Below are 15,545 nucleotides of genomic sequence, written 5' to 3' on the forward strand. Positions count from 1 at the left end.
CAGAAACCCGCCATACTTGAGCCCGTCACCCTTGCCAGACAGGCCCGCCATGCCCAAGCGCTTACCCATGCTCGACCTGCGAACCCTGGTAGTCGGCATCGTCGTGCTGGCTTGCCTGGCCACATTGTGCAACACCTTGTATGTCGCCTACCGGGTGCAGCTCGCCACCCTGGAGCAGTTCTCCCTGCAAGCCAACCAGTCCTACGCCAGCAAGGTGGCCGCGAGCATCACCGAATTCCTGCGCTCGGCCCGCAGCCACCTGACCTACAGCGCCTGGCAGCTTGCCACCGGCCTGGATGACCCCGCTGTGCTGCAAGCCGAAGCCAGGCGCCTGCGAACCCAGGACCAGGACTTCAATTCCATCGTCATTGTCGATGCCCAGGGGCAAGTGCTGGAGGCGTACCCGGATATTCGTCAGATCGCCAGCCATCGCCAGCGCTCGTCGCAGATCCAGCAAGCGGTCGACGCCCGTAAGCCGTTGGTCAGCCCGGCCTACACCTCACGGGCGGGCGACCTGGTGGTGTTCGTCTCCGAGCCGATATTCGCCAAAGACGGCCGTTACCTTGGCATCGTCGGCGGTTCGGTGTTCCTCAAGAAGGAAAGCGAGCTGCACAGCGTGATCGGCCAGCACTATCAGCGCGACGGCACGTATGCCTTCGTCACCGACGCCAACCAACGCCTGCTCTACCACCCCGACTATCAGCGCATCGGCATCCAGATCAACGGCAGCCCGACCATGGAGGCGGCCCTGCGCGGCGAGACCGGCAATCTGAATGCGCCCAACTACCAGGGTATCCCCATGCTCGCCGGCTTCGCCCCGGTGCCTGACGCGCACTGGGCAGTGGTCGCCCAGCAAACGCGCGCGCTGGCCCTGGCGCCCTTGCATGAGCTGATGCGCAAGGTGCTGCTGTACATTCTGCCGGCCAGCCTGATCGGCTTCGGGCTGGTGCTGTGGATGACCTACCGGCTGATCAAGCCGCTGCGCCAGCTGGCCCACGGCGCCACGCACCTGTCAGCCAGCGAGGTTGCCGATGAGTTGCGCAGCATCGACGCCTGGTACCTGGAGGCCGCCGCCATTCGCCGCGCCCTGCTCACCGCCGAGCGCCTGCTGCAGGAAAAGTTCGGCAAGCTGCGCCAGCAAGCCCAAAGCGACGCCCTCACCGGCCTGGCCAACCGACGAGCACTGCAACTGGCACTGGACACCTTGATGCAAAGCCAGCGGGCATTCGCCGTGCTGGCCCTGGATATCGACTTCTTCAAGCGGGTCAACGACACCTACGGGCATGATGCCGGCGATGACGTGCTCAAGCACCTGGGCGAGTTGCTGCGGCACAACGCCCGCCTGCATGACCTGCCCTGCCGGGTAGGCGGAGAGGAGTTCACCTTGCTGCTGCCGGACACCACCCTGGCCGATGCCCGGCGTATTGCCGAGCGCATTCGCGAGGCGGTCGAACAGGCCGATACTCCCCACGTCGGCAAGCTCACGCTTTCGGTCGGGGTGGCCTGCCGTCAACCCGACACCGAGCAGGCCGAAACCGTGCTCAAGCAAGCCGACGACATGCTGTACAAGGCCAAGCACAATGGCCGCAACCGTGTCGAAGTGCTGGAATTCAACCCCTCACACCCAGCATCCCCCGCTCCACGATGAAGTCGATCACCGCCTGCAGGCCTTCACCCTTCTTCAAGTTGCTGAAGGTCCAGGGACGCTGCGGGCGCATGCGCTGAGTATCGCGCTCCATGACCTCCAGCGAGGCTCCGACGTAAGGCGCCAGGTCGGTCTTGTTGATCACCAGGAAGTCCGACTTGGTGATGCCCGGGCCGCCCTTGCGCGGGATCTTCTCGCCTTCGGCCACGTCGATGACGTAGATGGTCAGGTCGGCCAGCTCCGGGCTGAAGGTGGCGCTGAGGTTGTCGCCGCCGCTTTCGACAAAGATCACTTCGAGGTTGCCGAACTTGCGCGCCAGCGCTTCGACGGCGGCCAGGTTCATCGAGGCGTCTTCGCGGATGGCAGTGTGTGGGCAACCACCGGTCTCGACGCCGACGATGCGATCAGGCTCCAGGGCACCGGCCTCGGTAAGGATGCGCTGGTCTTCCTTGGTATAGATGTCATTGGTGACCACGGCGATCTGATAGTGATCGCGCATGGCCTTGCACAGGCATTCAAGCAGCGCGGTCTTGCCAGAGCCGACCGGGCCGCCGACACCGACGCGCAGGGGTTGCTGATAGCTTTGCATGAAGGCAGTCCTCAGGAACGGAACAAACGGGTGTATTGGGTTTCGTGACGCGAAGAAGCGATTGCCAGCAGCGGCAGGCCACCGCCGAGCTGGTCATCGGCCAGTGCCAGTGCCTGGTCCAGCACGCCGGGCAGCTCGGCGCCCAGGTCGCGCAGCAGAGTCTGCGCCGCCTGCTGGCCGAACGGCACCAGCTTGACCCCGGCCATCACCGCGCCTTCGAGCCAGGCGAAGGAAAGGCCGAGGGCGAGTTGACGCAGCGGGATCTGCCAGTGCACGGCGAGCCAGGCCATGCCGCCGAGCTGGCTGAGTTCAAGGCTGGTGCGCCAGGCCGGTGCCTGGCCCAGTTGCCAGCCATCGAGCAAGCGCGCCAGGGCCGCGCCGCGCTGCTGTTCTTCCAGGCGCAGCTCGGCGGTTTCGCGGTTGGCCAGCAAGAAGCGGCTCCAGCGGGCGAATGCCTGTGCATCGTCGGCCTCGCAGGCGCGGTAAAGGCGCGCCAGCACCGGCCAGTCCAGGCAGGCCAAGGTGTCGTGCATCTGCTCGCGCTGCCAGGCGCTGAAGCCGGCGGCGTCACGCACCCACCCCGCCTCGACGGCCCACTCCAGCCCCTGCGAGTAGGTGAAGCCACCCACCGGCAGGCCGGGGCTGGCCAGCTGCAGCAGGCGCAGCAGCGCCAGGTCGCTGTTCATCAACCGGCCAGTACCAGCGCGGCGCCGGCCAGCATGCCGCCACCGAACGCCTTCTGCAGGCCGCTGTGACGGCGCAGCAGGCAACCGACCGCAAAACCTGCCACCAGCAACAGCCCGCTGACCGTGACGAAGCCGGCGCTGAACATCCAGAAGGCGCTCGGCGTGGCTTCCACACCATGGGCCCAGCCGTGGAACAGGGCAAATACCGGCATGGCCAGGGCCAGCAGCAGCTGGCGGCTGGGCAGCAGCACGGCGGCCGCGGCCACCAGCACCGACACGGCAATCATGCTCTCCATGCCCAGCACATCACCGAACAGGTGGCCGCACACGGCGCCGACGAACATCGCTGCCAGGGTGGCCAGTGGCAGGGTCAGGTTGCGCCGGGTCAGCGCGGCGAGCACGCCGGTGCCGATCAGCATCAGCAGGTGGTCGAGGCCGGTCAGCGGGTGCAACAGGCCGTCGTGCAGCGGGTTGCCGTCATGGCCCGGGTGGGCGAAGGCCGGCAGCGCGACCATCAGCAGGGCAAGGGCGAAGATCTTTTTCATTGTGGGCTCCTTATATGAGGGAATCAGGAATGGGCTGGCAGACGCACGAACGGATGGTCGTTGCTGTGGCCATGGCTATGCGGCGTGCTCTGGTAGGCGCCGGCTTCGGGCTCGAACGGCGCCTGCTCGGCGTCCACCGTCAGGCCCAGGCCCCGCAGCATGTCGTCGAGCACATGGTCGTGCTGGTAACGCAAGAGGCCCGGTTCGATCTGCAGGGGCACGTGGCGGTTGCCCAGGTGATAGGCGGCACGGGCCAGCAAGTGCGGGTCGTCGCAGCGTACCGTCGATACTGTTTCAGCCGCGGCCAGTACGCGGATCACCTGGCTTGCCGTGGCATCGGCGAGTAGCTCGCCACCGCGCAGCAAGTGGCCACGCTCAAGCATCAGGCCGGCTTCGCGGCCGTCGTCGAGGGTCACGCGCAGGCGGCTCTTGATGCGGCTGTCGACGTCCAGGGTCACGCTACCGGTGACGTTCTCGGATGCCTCGATCCGGCGGGTCAGGACAATCATCTTCACTCCTTCAGAACAGGAAATAACGCTGCGCCAGCGGCAGTTCGCTGGCCGGCTCGCAGACCAGCAACTCGCCGTCGGCGCGCACCTGGTAGGTCTGCGAGTCGACTTCGATCACGGGCTGCAAGGTGTTGTGGACCATGTCGGCCTTGCGCACCCGGCGGCAGCCGTGCGCCACACCGATCAGGCTCTGCAGCCCCAGCTCCTGGTGCAGGCCGCGGTCCATGGCGGCCTGGGGCAGGAAGGTCATGCGCGTGGCGTGGCGCGCCGCGCCCATGGCGCCGAACATGGGCCGGTAGTGCACCGGCTGCGGGGTCGGGATCGAGCCATTGATGTCGCCCATCGGCGCGGTGGCGATCATCCCGCCCTTGATCACCAGGGCCGGTTTGACGGCGAAGAAGGCCGGCGCCCACAACACCAGGTCGGCCAGCTTGCCCACCTCCAGCGAGCCGACTTCATGGGCGATACCATGGGTCAGCGCCGGGTTGAGGGTGTACTTGGCGATGTAGCGCTTGACCCGGAAGTTGTCGCTGTAGCTGGTGTCTGGCGCCAGCGGGCCGCGGCGCAGCTTCATCTGGTGGGCGACCTGCCAGGTGCGCAGCACCACTTCACCGACCCGGCCCATGGCCTGGGAGTCGGACGAGGTCATGGCAAAGGCGCCCATGTCGTGGAGGATGTCTTCGGCGGCGATGGTCTCGCGGCGGATACGTGACTCGGCGAAGGCCACGTCCTCGGCGATGCTCGGGTCCAGGTGGTGGCAGACCATGAGCATGTCCAGGTGCTCGTCGACGGTGTTGACGGTGTACGGCAGCGTCGGGTTGGTCGAGGACGGCAGCACGTTGGCCTGCCCTGCCGCACGGATGATGTCGGGCGCGTGGCCGCCACCGGCCCCTTCGGTATGGAAGGTGTGGATGGTGCGGTCACCGATGGCGGCCAGGGTGTCCTCGATACACCCCGACTCGTTCAAGGTGTCGGTATGGATCGCCACCTGGATGTCCATCTCTTCGGCCACGCCCAAGCAGCAGTCGATAGCGGCCGGGGTCGAACCCCAGTCCTCGTGCAGCTTAAGGCCCACTGCGCCGGCGGCGATCTGCTCGCGCAGCGCTTCCGGGCGCGAAGCGTTGCCCTTGCCCAGCAGGCCGATGTTGATCGGCAGGCAGTCGGCGGCCTGAAGCATGCGCGCCAGGTACCAGGGCCCCGGCGTACAGGTGGTGGCATTGGTGCCGGTAGCCGGGCCGGTACCGCCGCCGATGAAGGTGGTGACGCCGCTGGTCAGCGCCTCCTCCACCTGCTGCGGGCAGATGAAGTGGATATGCGAATCGATGCCGCCGGCGGTAACGATCTTGCCTTCGGCAGCGATCACTTCGGTGCCCGGGCCGACCGGCACGGTCACGCCCGGCTGCACATCGGGGTTGCCAGCCTTGCCGATGACCGCGATGCGCCCGTGCTTGACGCCGATATCGGCCTTGACGATGCCCCAGTGGTCGATGATCAGGGCATTGGTCAGCACCAGGTCCATGGCCTCGGCGGCGAGCATCTGGCCTTGGCCCATACCGTCGCGGATGACCTTGCCGCCACCGAACTTGACCTCTTCGCCGTAGACCGTGAAGTCTTTCTCGACCTCCACCCACAGCGCCGTATCGGCCAGGCGCACGCGGTCGCCGACGGTGGGGCCGAACATGTCGGCATAGGCCCGACGGGAAATACGGCTCATGCCCTGCCCTCCAGCGCGCCCATCACCTTGCCCTGGAAACCATGCACCTCACGCTTGCCGGCATAGGCCACCAGCTGCACGGTGCGCGACTGGCCCGGTTCGAAGCGCACGGCGGTGCCGGCGGGGATATCGAGGCGAAAGCCCCGGGTCGGCCCGCGCTCGAACACCAACGCCTCGTTGACCTCGTAGAAGTGGTAGTGCGAACCGACCTGCACCGGCCGGTCGCCATGGTTGGCCACGCTGACGCTGACCGTGGCACGGCCGACGTTGAGTTCGATGTCGCCAGCGGCAACCTGAATTTCACCTGGGATCATGCTGGGCTCCTGCGCCAGGTCAGACGATAGGGTCGTGTACGGTCACCAGCTTGGTGCCGTCGGGGAAGGTCGCCTCGACCTGCACGTCATGCAGCATCTCGGGAACCCCCGGCATGACCTGCTCGCGGCCGATCACTTCGCGGCCCAGGCTCATCAGCTCGGCCACCGTGCGGCCATCGCGGGCGCCTTCGAGCACTGCGGCGCTGATCAGCGCCACGGCCTCCGGGTAGTTGAGCTTCAGCCCACGGGCCAGGCGCCGTTCAGCCAGCAGCGCGGCGGTGAACAGCAGCAGTTTGTCTTTCTCTCTCGGGGTCAGCTCCATGGCGCTCTCTCAAGTGGCCCAGATGCGCGGCGGGCACGCGGCCAGGCCGAGAATGGCCGGGCGCAGGGCATGCCAGAGGCGCTGCAGGGTGTGTTGCAGGTGTTGGTTGTCGTGATCGAGCAGGCGGATCACCAGCAGCGAGCCCAGCAAGGTCGCGCCTGCAGGGGTGTCGAGGTCGTCGAGCAGCGTACGCACCTGTTCCAGCACCGCCGGGGTCGCCGGCGCTGCGCAGAAGGTGGCGACCAGCGGGTGGTCGCCGACCTTGGCCAGTTGCCCGCCTGCGATGCGCAGGCGCTCGTGAAGGCCCGGGTCGCCGGGCAACTCGATGCACAAGCGGCTGTCCAGTGCGCCCTGTTCGAAGCGCTCGTTCATCACCGGCCGGCCGAGGCACAGGGTTTCCCAGGCCAGCAACCTGGCACCGGGTTCGAGGGTGAAGCGGCTGTCGAGGCTGGCGCGGGCGCCGTTGAACAGGATGCTGTCCTGGGGCAGCCATTCCAGCGTGCTGCCGGCCTGCAGGTGAAAGCGCTGGGCCAGCCGCGCGGTGGGGCCGATGCTGCGGTAGAACTTGCTGGCCCCGGGCATGGTCAGCAGCGCATGGCTACCGGGCTCGAGGTGGATGTCCAGCTCCAGCCGGTCACCGGCGACGATGCCGCCGGGCGGGTGCAGCACATAAACGTGGCACGGTGCGCCCTCCGGATAGAACGGGCGCTGCACCAAAAGCGGGCCGAAGTGGCGGCGCGCACCAAGGCGGGTCACGCCATCGCGCTGGACAAAGCGCAGTTGCAGGTGGGCGCTCCAGCCTGCGTCCTGCTCCGATGGTTCGATCTGCTCCGCGAGCGACATCCTGCGGCCCCTTGATATCCGTGGCCTGGCGGCCGTTTTGAGGGTCGTGTGCAACACCCTTGGGTGATGGCAGACTGACCACTCGATCAAATTTCGCTGGCTGGATATAGCAGGTTGCGGGCCAACTACGCAGGTGAATGAAGATGAAACCTTCCTGGCGAGGGCTCTGGCATGGGGCATACGGCGGCTCAGCGCACATTGCGGGGGCGGCACTTGGCGCTGTTTCGGTGCTGCGCTAGAGTCTTTGCTTTACCTGCGGCCAAGGAATCGCCATGACATTCGCCCCCGCCATCCCGGTTTTGCGCATTTTCTCGGTCGACAAGGCCAAGGAGTTCTACCTCGACTTCCTGGGTTTCCAGATTGATTGGCAGCACCGTTTCAGCCCGGATTTGCCGCTTTATATGCAGATTCACCGCGATGGCCTGATCTTGCACCTGAGCGAACATCATGGTGATGCCTGCCCGGGGTCGACGGTGTTTGCCCGCACCGAAGACCTGCGTGCGCTGGAGAAGGAGTTGCTGGACAAGCAGTACGGGTATGCCCGGCCCCAGGCCGAGCGGGTGGATTGGGGTCTGCAGATGCAGATTCGTGATCCATTCGGCAATTTATTGCGGTTTTGTCAGCAGATTGATGAGTAGGCCAGCCTTTTGAGTTGCAGCGCCTGACCCCCTAGCCCCCCCAATTCGCGACTGGCCGTTCCCGATCCTCGACGGATGTATTATCGTGGCGAGGTGCGCATATAACAGCAGCCCGAGCGATCGGGCACCTGCAAGACAATCGAGGGTGTCATGAGTAACGAAAGCATTAACTGGGACAAGCTGGGTTTCGACTACATCAAGACCGACAAGCGCTACCTGTCCGTATGGCGCAATGGTGAGTGGGACAACGGCACCCTGACCGAAGACAACGTGCTGCACATCAGTGAAGGCTCCACCGCCCTGCACTATGGCCAGCAGTGCTTCGAAGGCCTCAAGGCCTACCGTTGCAAGGACGGCTCGATCAACCTGTTCCGCCCGGACCAGAACGCCGCCCGCATGCAGCGCAGCTGTGCGCGCCTGCTGATGCCGCAGGTGCCGACCGATGTGTTCATCGAAGCGTGCAAGCAAGTGGTCAAGGCCAACGAGAAGTTCGTTCCGCCGCACGGCAAAGGCGCCCTGTACCTGCGCCCGTTCGTCATCGGCACCGGCGACAACATCGGCGTGCGCACCGCCCCCGAGTTCATCTTCTCGGTCTTCGCCATCCCGGTTGGCTCGTACTTCAAGGGCGGCATGAAGCCGCACAACTTCCAGATCTCCAGCTTCGACCGTGCCGCCCCTCAGGGCACTGGCGCTGCCAAGGTCGGTGGCAACTATGCGGCCAGCCTGCAACCGGGCGCTGAAGCCAAGAAGGCCAACTTCGCCGACGCCATCTACCTCGACCCGTTGACCCACACCAAGATCGAGGAAGTCGGTTCGGCCAACTTCTTCGGCATCACCGCCAACAACGAATTCGTCACCCCGAAATCGGCTTCGGTACTACCAGGCATCACCCGCCTGTCGCTGATGGAACTGGCGCAATCGCGCCTGGGCCTGACCGTGATCGAAGGCGATGTCGAAATCAGCAAGCTCGACCGCTTCATCGAGGCCGGCGCCTGCGGCACCGCCGCGGTGATCACCCCGATCGGCGGCATCGAGTACAACGGCAAGCTGCACGTGTTCCACGACCTGGAAAAGGTCGGCCCGGTCACCCAGAAGCTCTACAACGAGCTGACCGGCATCCAGAGCGGCGACGTCGAAGCGCCTGCCGGCTGGATCGTCAAGGTCGCCTGAGCCGCTGCGCCACGCTGATCGACGGGGCATGCCAGACACTGGCATGCCCCGTTTTGTTTGACGCGCCGTAGATGAATTTTTCTTAAATCGCCGTTTGGCTATTCTTTGGCACAATCAAGTCTTCAATAGACGCCCAGGAACGAGCATGCCACGCGTACTGACCATCGAAGACGACGCCGTCACCGGCCAGGAAATCGTCGCCGAACTCTCCAGCCACGGCCTGGATGTGGACTGGGCCGACAACGGCCGCGAAGGCCTGGCCAAGGCCATTGCCGGCGGTTACGACCTGATCACCGTAGACCGCATGCTGCCCGAGGTCGATGGCCTGACGATCGTCACCACCCTGCGCAACCTTAAAATCGCCACACCGATCCTGATGATCAGCGCACTGTCCGACGTCGATGAACGCGTGCGTGGCCTGCGAGCCGGTGGCGACGACTACCTGACCAAGCCGTTCGCCTCCGACGAAATGGCGGCGCGGGTCGAAGTGCTGCTGCGGCGCAACAGCGTGCCCATGACCCAGACCCGCCTGCAGGTCGCCGACCTTGAGCTGGACCTGATCAGTCACGAAGCCCGCCGTGGCGAGCACACCCTCAACCTGCTGCCCACCGAGTACAAGCTGTTGGAGTACCTGATGCGCCACAGCGGCCAGGTGATCACGCGGATGATGATCTTCGAGGAAGTCTGGGGCTACCACTTCGATCCGGGCACCAACCTGATCGACGTGCACATCGGCCGCTTGCGCAAGAAGATCGACGCCACTGGCCAGTCGCCGCTGATCCGTACGGTACGGGGCTCGGGCTATGCCATTGCTGAACCCGTCTAAAGGCTGGAGTTCGTCCACCAGCCGCCTGCTGGCGCTGTACAGTTTTCTCTTCGTGGCCTGGAGCAGCATCCTCATGGGGGTACTGTACTTCGAGGTGTCCAGCTACCTGAACAAGCTCACCCGCCACTCCATGCTGCAGCGCCAGCACCTGTTCGCGCACATGAGCGGCAAGCAGCTGGACGACGCCCTGATCGCCAGCCAGGCGTTCGAAGAGCGCAGCTTCGATGCCTATGGCCTGTTCGACGCACAGCTCAACCCGGTGGGCGGGCGCATTCGCGCGATCCCGCCGGACCTTGGCCTGGACGGCAAGGTGCACGAGCTCAAGCGCTGCCTGGATGCCGACGACCCGCACATGCCACGCGACAGCTGCGATGCGGTGGCGATCAAGGTGCAGGATGGCCGCTGGCTGGTGCTGTTCCGCGACAATGGCTCGCTGTTCGTGGTCACCCGCATCATCCTGCATGCGCTGCTGTGGGGCATCTCGCTGACCCTGATCCCGGGGTTTGCCGGTTGGTACCTGCTGCGCCGCCGCCCCTTGAAGCGCATTCGTGCCATCCAGGCCCAGGCCGAACTGATCGTCGCCGGCGACCTCACACACCGCTTGCCGCTGTCGGCACGCCGCGATGAGCTGGACATGCTCGCCGCCATCGTCAACGCCATGCTCGACCGCATAGAGCGGCTGATGCACGAGGTCAAGGGCGTCTGCGACAACATCGCCCACGACCTGCGCACCCCCCTCACCCGCCTGCGCGCACAGTTGTACCGCATTCGCCAGCACAGTGCACAAGACTCGCCGCAAGCCGAGGCGCTGGACCAGGCAATCGGCGAAACCGACACGCTGATGGCGCGTTTCCGTGGTTTGCTGCGTATCAGCGAGCTGGAGGACCGCCAGCGTCGCGCCGGCTTCGTCCAGCTCGATCCGCACGATTTGCTGGTGGAACTGCATGACTTCTACCTGCCGCTGGCCGAGGACGGCGGCATCCGCCTGAATCTCGAACAGCCTGCCCAGTTGCCGGCACTGCATGGTGATCGCGAACTGCTGTTCGAAGCGCTGGCCAACCTGGTGGGCAATGCCATCAAGTTCACCCCTGAAGAGGGTCGCGTGGCCATTAGCGCGACTCAGGATGAGCTGGGCGTGCATATCGCCATCGAAGACAGCGGGCCGGGGATACCCGAAGAAGAGCGCGCCGCGGTGTTGAAGCGTTTCTACCGCAGCGAGGAAGGCCACCGTCATTCCGGGTTCGGCCTGGGGCTGTCGATCGTTGCGGCGATCGTCGACCTGCACGGCTTCGGCCTGGAGATTGGCGAAAGCGAGCTGGGTGGCGCGAAGCTGGTATTGCACTGCCCATTGACCGCCCTGGCAAAACAGGAGCTGCGGTAGCGGGTCATTGGCCGGGCGCACGCTGCAACCACCCAATGAACTGGGCGAACAGTTCCGATTGCGAATTGATCTGCAGCTTCAGGTAAAGGTTCTTGCGGTGCATGCGCACCGTCTCTGGCGAAATCCCCAGCTCATGGGCGGTGGACTTCACCGAGTGCCCCTGCAGCACCATCTGCGCCACTTCCCGTTCGCGCTCGGTCAGCACCCCGCAACCAAAACTGTCGAAGGCGGCCTGCACGCTCTCGTTCGCCTGCGGCTGCGGCTGCAGCCCATGCCGGGCATAACGTATCAGCAGCTCGCGAACCATCGGTTCCACCGCCTGCAGCAGGTGCAGTTGCGGCTGTTCCAGCCGCGCACCGCTGCAACCCTGGAACAGGCTCAGGGATATCTTGCTGTCGTTGCCCAGGTCGACGATGAAATAGCTGTCCTCGCTGCAACCGGTGCCCAGGTAATAAGTCTTGTAGTAGTCGCTGTCGAAGAAGTTGTCCGGGGCGATGTCTTCCAGGTGATAGAAGCCCTGCGCCAGGCCCTTCTGCACCGCCAGGCAGAACGGGTCGAGCAGGTAGCCCGCGGCGAAATAGCGCTCCAGCACCGCCTCGTGGTAACGGTCGGGGATGCCCTGCTGGTACAGCAGCTGCGGCGGCTGGCCCTTGCGTTCGAGGCTGATCAGCATCGATTCGGCCGCCACCAGCTGGCTGATGGCGGCCGCCAGCCAGGCCAGCGCGTCCGGGCCCTCGCTGTGGGCGGAGGCCTGTTGCAGGGCGCTGTGCCATTGCTGCAGGGCATGAAACGGCAGGTTTATTGGGGTGTTTTCGTGTGCTCGGCTCATGCCCCGCAGTCTACCGGCCGGGGCACGTGCGCGCATCTTTGGCTGAAGGTCGATCATTGGCCGTGATACAGGCCCTGCTCGGTCAGCTCCTGGGCCGCCTCGAGAATGCAGCTGCGCAGGGTGCCAACGATCTCGTCCACCTGGGCACGGGTAATGATCAGCGGCGGCGACATCACGTTCAGGTGCATGATCGGGCGCACCAGCAGGCCCTTGGCCTGAGCCCGCACATGGATGCGCTCGCCGATGTTCACCGCGTCGGGGAACAGCGCCTTGGTCTGCTTGTTGGCGACGAACTCGACGCAGGCCATCAGCTTCATGCAGCGCACCTGGCCTACCAGCGGCAGCTCGGCCAGGGTCTGCAGGCGCTGCTCCAGATAGGCGCCGACATCGTTGACATGGGCCAGCAGGTTTTCCCGCTCGATGATCTCGATGTTCTTCAGCGCCGCCACGCAGCACACCGGGTGCCCGCTGTAGGTGAAACCGTGGGTGAAGCAGCGGCCCTTGCCAGGTTCGGCGATCACCTTCCAGATGCGTTCGGAGAAGATGCACGCGCCCAATGGCAGGTACGCCGAGGTCAGGCCCTTGGCGGTGGTGATGATGTCCGGGGTGACGCCGAACAGCGCTTCGGAGGCGAAGAAGGTGCCCAGGCGACCGAACGAGGTGACCACTTCGTCGGCGACGAAGAGGATGTCGTAGGTCTGGCACACCTGCCACATGCGCTGGAAATAGCCCTTGGGCGGGATGATCACTCCACCCGAGCCCATGATCGGCTCAGCGAAGAAGGCGGCAACGTTGTCCGCGCCCAGGGAGAGAATCTTGTCCTCGAACTCGGCCACCAGGAAGTCGAGGAACTCGGCCTCGTCCATATCAGGCGCCGCCCGGTAGAAGTTGGGGTTGGACACGTGGTGGATCAGCTCGTGGGCGTAGTCGAACTCCGGCACCCGGTCGGCGGCCTTGTTGCCGATCGACATGGTCAGGCAGGTCGAGCCGTGGTAGGCGTTGTAGCGGGCGATCACATGCTTCTTGTGCGGTTTGCCGCGGCAGTTCTGGTAGTACTGGATCAGCCGGTAGGCGGTGTCCACGGCGGTGGAGCCGCCGGTGGTGAGGAACACGTGGTCGAGGTCGCCCGGCGCCAGGCTGGCGAGCTTCTGGCACAGTTCGATGGCCTTGGGGTTGGCCATGTCCGAGAACGGGTTGGAATAGGCCAGCTGGCGCACCTGGTCGGCGATGGCCAGGGCCATTTCCTCGCGGCCCAGGCCGATGTTGGTGCACCACATGCCGCCGACGGCATCGAGGAAGCGGTTGCCCTGGGTATCAAAGATGTAGGCGCCGTCGCCGGCCTGGATGTTCAGCGCGCCCTGCTCGGCGTGCTCGTCGAACATGTGGTAGCCGTGCATGTAATGGGCCTTGTCGGCTTTCACCAGGCGGTCGTTGGTCGGGGTAGCCATAAGCAATTCCTTGTCGGATGGGTACGCAGAAAGGTGTCAGATGCCGGTCTTGACCGTGCTCCAGACCCGGGTGATGGCGCGCATGGCCTGCGGGTCCTGGGACTTCTGGGTGAACAGCCGCTCGCGGGTCTGCTCGTCGGGGTAGATGGCCGGGTCGTTGCGGATATCGGCCAGCACCAGGGGCGTGGCGGCCGCGTTGCTGTTGGCGTAGTGGATGTAGTTGGTGACCTCGGCCATGGTCTTGGGCTGCAGCAGGTATTCGATGAAGCGGTGGGCATTGGCCACGTGCGGGGCGTCATTGGGCAGGTAGAGGCTGTCGAACCAGATCAGCGAACCTTCCTTGGGGATGAAGAACGCCAGCTTGATGTCCTTCTTCGCCTCCTGGGCGCGGGCCTGGGCGGTGGCATAGTCGCCGGACCAGGTCAGGGCCATGCACACGTCGCCGTTGGGCAGGCTGGTGAGGTAGTTCACCGAGTCGAACTTCTTGATGTAGGGGCGGATGCCCATGAGCACGTCCTGGGCGGCTTTCAGGTCTGCCGGCTTGGCGCTCTGCGGGTCCTTGCCGAGGTACTTGAGGGCCAGCGGGATGACTTCACTGGGCGCGTCCATCACGGTCACGCCGCAGTCGGCGAAGCGCGAGACGATCTTCGGGTCGAACAGCATGGCCAGCGAGCCGATGGGCGCGTCGGGCATGCGCTGCTTGATCTTGTCGACGTTGTAGGTGATGCCGGAGCTGCCCCAGGTGTAGGGCGCCGAGTAGCGCATGCCGGGGTCGAAGGCCTGCAGGCTCTGCACCACTTGCGGGTCGAGGTTGGCCCAGCTTGGCAGCTTGGTTTTATCCAGCGGCTGGAACACCCCGGCTTTGATCAGCGGCGGCACCAGCGAGCCATTGAGCATCACCAGGTCGTAGCCGGAGCGGCCGGTGAGGAGTTTGGTCTGGACCGTCTCGTAGCCGTCGAAGGTGTCGTAGATCACCTTGATGCCGGTCTGTTTCTCGAAATCGGCAAGGGTGTTTTCGCCGATGTAGTCGGTCCAGTTGTACAGCCTGAGCGTGTTGCTGGTGTCGGCCTCGGTGGCCAGGGTGGCCGTGGCGGTGCAACACAACAGCAGACTGGAAATCACCTTCAATGCCTTGCGCATAGCAACTCCATCGTGTGATCAGGATGGAACCACTATCGAGGGATTGGCGGGTGGGGACCATACCCCGAATGGGTGTGTCGGCAAGATCATTTTTAAGAACCGGCGCGATCCCTGTAGGAGCGGCCTTGCGTCGCGAAAGGGCCGCAGAGCGGCCCCTCAATGTTGGCTGCGAAGCTGAAAACCGGGGGCCGCTTCGCGGCCCTTTCGCGACACAAGGCCGCTCCCACAGTGTTCAGCGCTGTCGGGGATACAGCGCCTCGTCGAACTGCTCCAGGCGTGGGAAGCTCAGCGGCAGGTCATCCGACAGGTGCTGCAGGCGCTGCTGGTAACTGCGCAGGAAGTCCTGGCGCGCTTCATCGCTGATGTACGGCACATGCCAGGCCACGAACGGTTCCAGCACTTCGAAGCCGACATAGGCCAGGGTGCCGCGCAGGATCGGCCGCAGCATATCCTGCAGCGGCCCATGGATCGCCCCTTCCCCGAACATGTGCTCACGCCCGCCAATCGTCACCGTTACCAGCGCACGCTTGCCAGCCAGGCCACCCTGGTCATAGAAACGCTTGCCGCCATAGCACACCCCGGACACCAGCACCCGGTCGATCCAGCCCTTGAGCATCGCCGGCGCCGAGAACCAGAAGATCGGGAAGTTCAGCACCAGCAGGTCCGCCCACAGCAGCTTGTCCAGCTCCTGCTGGATATCAGGCGCGATGGAACCGCTCTTCACTCCCAGGCGCTGCTCCAGCGCATACACCAGGTACTCGGGGTTTTCCCGGTGGCTGAAATCATCGGCGCTGGCCACCGGGTTCCAGCCCATGGCGTACAGGTCGCTGACCTGCACTTCATGGCCCTGGGCGCGGAAGGTCTGTGCCGCCTGGTCACGCAGTGCGGCGGTGAACGACTGGGGCTCGGGGTGAGCGTGAACGATCAGGACTTTCATGGGCAATCC

17 protein-coding genes are annotated in these 15,545 nt (G+C 64.9%); 5 read left to right on the plus strand and 12 right to left on the minus strand.

The features are described from left to right. Positions 1 to 67 precede the first annotated feature (67 nt). On the plus strand, positions 68 to 1,648 hold the full coding sequence (locus ACIPW4_RS11145; protein WP_400657654.1) for a diguanylate cyclase: 1,581 nt from the start codon (positions 68 to 70) through the stop codon (positions 1,646 to 1,648). On the opposite strand, the gene ureG is transcribed toward ACIPW4_RS11145, so the two are convergent. The 8 genes from ureG to ACIPW4_RS11185 are packed head-to-tail and all read right to left on the minus strand — an operon-like array spanning position 1,611 to position 7,167. Beyond that, positions 1,611 to 2,234, minus strand: coding sequence for an urease accessory protein UreG (gene ureG / locus ACIPW4_RS11150; RefSeq protein WP_099813962.1), 624 nt, complete (start codon positions 2,232 to 2,234; stop codon positions 1,611 to 1,613). The two genes, ACIPW4_RS11145 and ureG, sit on opposite strands and share 38 nt — an antisense overlap. 11 nt (positions 2,235 to 2,245) lie before the next feature. After that, positions 2,246 to 2,920 (minus strand): urease accessory protein UreF, encoded by a 675-nt coding sequence (locus ACIPW4_RS11155; protein WP_400657656.1) that lies wholly within the window; start codon positions 2,918 to 2,920, stop codon positions 2,246 to 2,248. Beyond that, a complete protein-coding gene (locus tag ACIPW4_RS11160; protein WP_400657659.1) occupies positions 2,920 to 3,465 on the minus strand; it encodes a HupE/UreJ family protein in 546 nt (181 codons plus the stop codon). The genes ACIPW4_RS11155 and ACIPW4_RS11160 overlap by 1 nt, the downstream gene beginning before the upstream one ends. 23 nt (positions 3,466 to 3,488) lie before the next feature. Beyond that, a complete protein-coding gene (gene ureE / locus ACIPW4_RS11165; RefSeq protein WP_400657661.1) occupies positions 3,489 to 3,974 on the minus strand; it encodes an urease accessory protein UreE in 486 nt (161 codons plus the stop codon). A 10-nt stretch (positions 3,975 to 3,984) separates the two neighbouring features. Then, positions 3,985 to 5,688: an urease subunit alpha gene (gene ureC, locus ACIPW4_RS11170; RefSeq protein WP_400657664.1), complete on the minus strand. Its 1,704-nt coding sequence runs from the start codon at positions 5,686 to 5,688 to the stop codon at positions 3,985 to 3,987. Continuing rightward, positions 5,685 to 6,002 carry an urease subunit beta gene (locus ACIPW4_RS11175; RefSeq protein WP_400657667.1) on the minus strand — a complete coding sequence of 106 codons (318 nt, stop codon included), beginning with the start codon at positions 6,000 to 6,002 and terminating at the stop codon, positions 5,685 to 5,687. The genes ureC and ACIPW4_RS11175 overlap by 4 nt, the downstream gene beginning before the upstream one ends. A 19-nt stretch (positions 6,003 to 6,021) precedes the next feature. Further along, complete coding sequence (locus ACIPW4_RS11180; RefSeq protein WP_400657670.1) at positions 6,022 to 6,324, minus strand: urease subunit gamma; 303 nt, start codon at positions 6,322 to 6,324, stop codon at positions 6,022 to 6,024. A gap of 9 nt (positions 6,325 to 6,333) precedes the next feature. Beyond that, positions 6,334 to 7,167, minus strand: coding sequence for an urease accessory protein UreD (locus ACIPW4_RS11185; RefSeq protein ID WP_400657672.1), 834 nt, complete (start codon positions 7,165 to 7,167; stop codon positions 6,334 to 6,336). 272 nt (positions 7,168 to 7,439) lie between these two features. Here ACIPW4_RS11185 and ACIPW4_RS11190 point away from each other — a divergent pair, with 272 nt between their 5' ends. The 4 genes from ACIPW4_RS11190 (at position 7,440) to ACIPW4_RS11205 (ending at position 11,182) form a co-directional block, all read left to right on the plus strand. Then, positions 7,440 to 7,805 carry a glyoxalase superfamily protein gene (locus ACIPW4_RS11190; protein WP_400657674.1) on the plus strand — a complete coding sequence of 122 codons (366 nt, stop codon included), beginning with the start codon at positions 7,440 to 7,442 and terminating at the stop codon, positions 7,803 to 7,805. Between the two features lie 150 nt (positions 7,806 to 7,955). Then, positions 7,956 to 8,975: a branched-chain amino acid aminotransferase gene (locus tag ACIPW4_RS11195; RefSeq protein WP_400657676.1), complete on the plus strand. Its 1,020-nt coding sequence runs from the start codon at positions 7,956 to 7,958 to the stop codon at positions 8,973 to 8,975. 145 nt (positions 8,976 to 9,120) lie between these two features. Next, positions 9,121 to 9,801 carry a response regulator transcription factor gene (locus ACIPW4_RS11200; protein WP_400657678.1) on the plus strand — a complete coding sequence of 227 codons (681 nt, stop codon included), beginning with the start codon at positions 9,121 to 9,123 and terminating at the stop codon, positions 9,799 to 9,801. Beyond that, a complete protein-coding gene (locus tag ACIPW4_RS11205) occupies positions 9,779 to 11,182 on the plus strand; it encodes a sensor histidine kinase (RefSeq protein ID WP_400657681.1) in 1,404 nt (467 codons plus the stop codon). The genes ACIPW4_RS11200 and ACIPW4_RS11205 overlap by 23 nt, the downstream gene beginning before the upstream one ends. Positions 11,183 to 11,186: 4 nt before the next feature. Here ACIPW4_RS11205 and ACIPW4_RS11210 read toward each other — a convergent pair whose 3' ends face one another. The 4 genes from ACIPW4_RS11210 to ACIPW4_RS11225 form a co-directional block, all read right to left on the minus strand. Further along, positions 11,187 to 12,011 carry a LuxR C-terminal-related transcriptional regulator gene (locus ACIPW4_RS11210; RefSeq protein WP_400657683.1) on the minus strand — a complete coding sequence of 275 codons (825 nt, stop codon included), beginning with the start codon at positions 12,009 to 12,011 and terminating at the stop codon, positions 11,187 to 11,189. 53 nt (positions 12,012 to 12,064) lie between these two features. Then, on the minus strand, positions 12,065 to 13,459 hold the full coding sequence (locus ACIPW4_RS11215; protein ID WP_400657685.1) for an aminotransferase: 1,395 nt from the start codon (positions 13,457 to 13,459) through the stop codon (positions 12,065 to 12,067). 36 nt (positions 13,460 to 13,495) lie between these two features. Beyond that, positions 13,496 to 14,599 carry a polyamine ABC transporter substrate-binding protein gene (locus tag ACIPW4_RS11220; protein WP_400657687.1) on the minus strand — a complete coding sequence of 368 codons (1,104 nt, stop codon included), beginning with the start codon at positions 14,597 to 14,599 and terminating at the stop codon, positions 13,496 to 13,498. A 232-nt stretch (positions 14,600 to 14,831) separates the two neighbouring features. Further along, positions 14,832 to 15,536, minus strand: a complete 705-nt coding sequence (locus ACIPW4_RS11225; protein WP_400657690.1) for an NAD(P)H-dependent oxidoreductase — start codon at positions 15,534 to 15,536, stop codon at positions 14,832 to 14,834. Positions 15,537 to 15,545 lie beyond the last annotated feature (9 nt).

The sequence above is a fragment of the Pseudomonas sp. NPDC089996 genome (assembly GCF_044748405.1).
In the GTDB taxonomy this organism is placed as follows: Bacteria; Pseudomonadota; Gammaproteobacteria; order Pseudomonadales; family Pseudomonadaceae; genus Aquipseudomonas.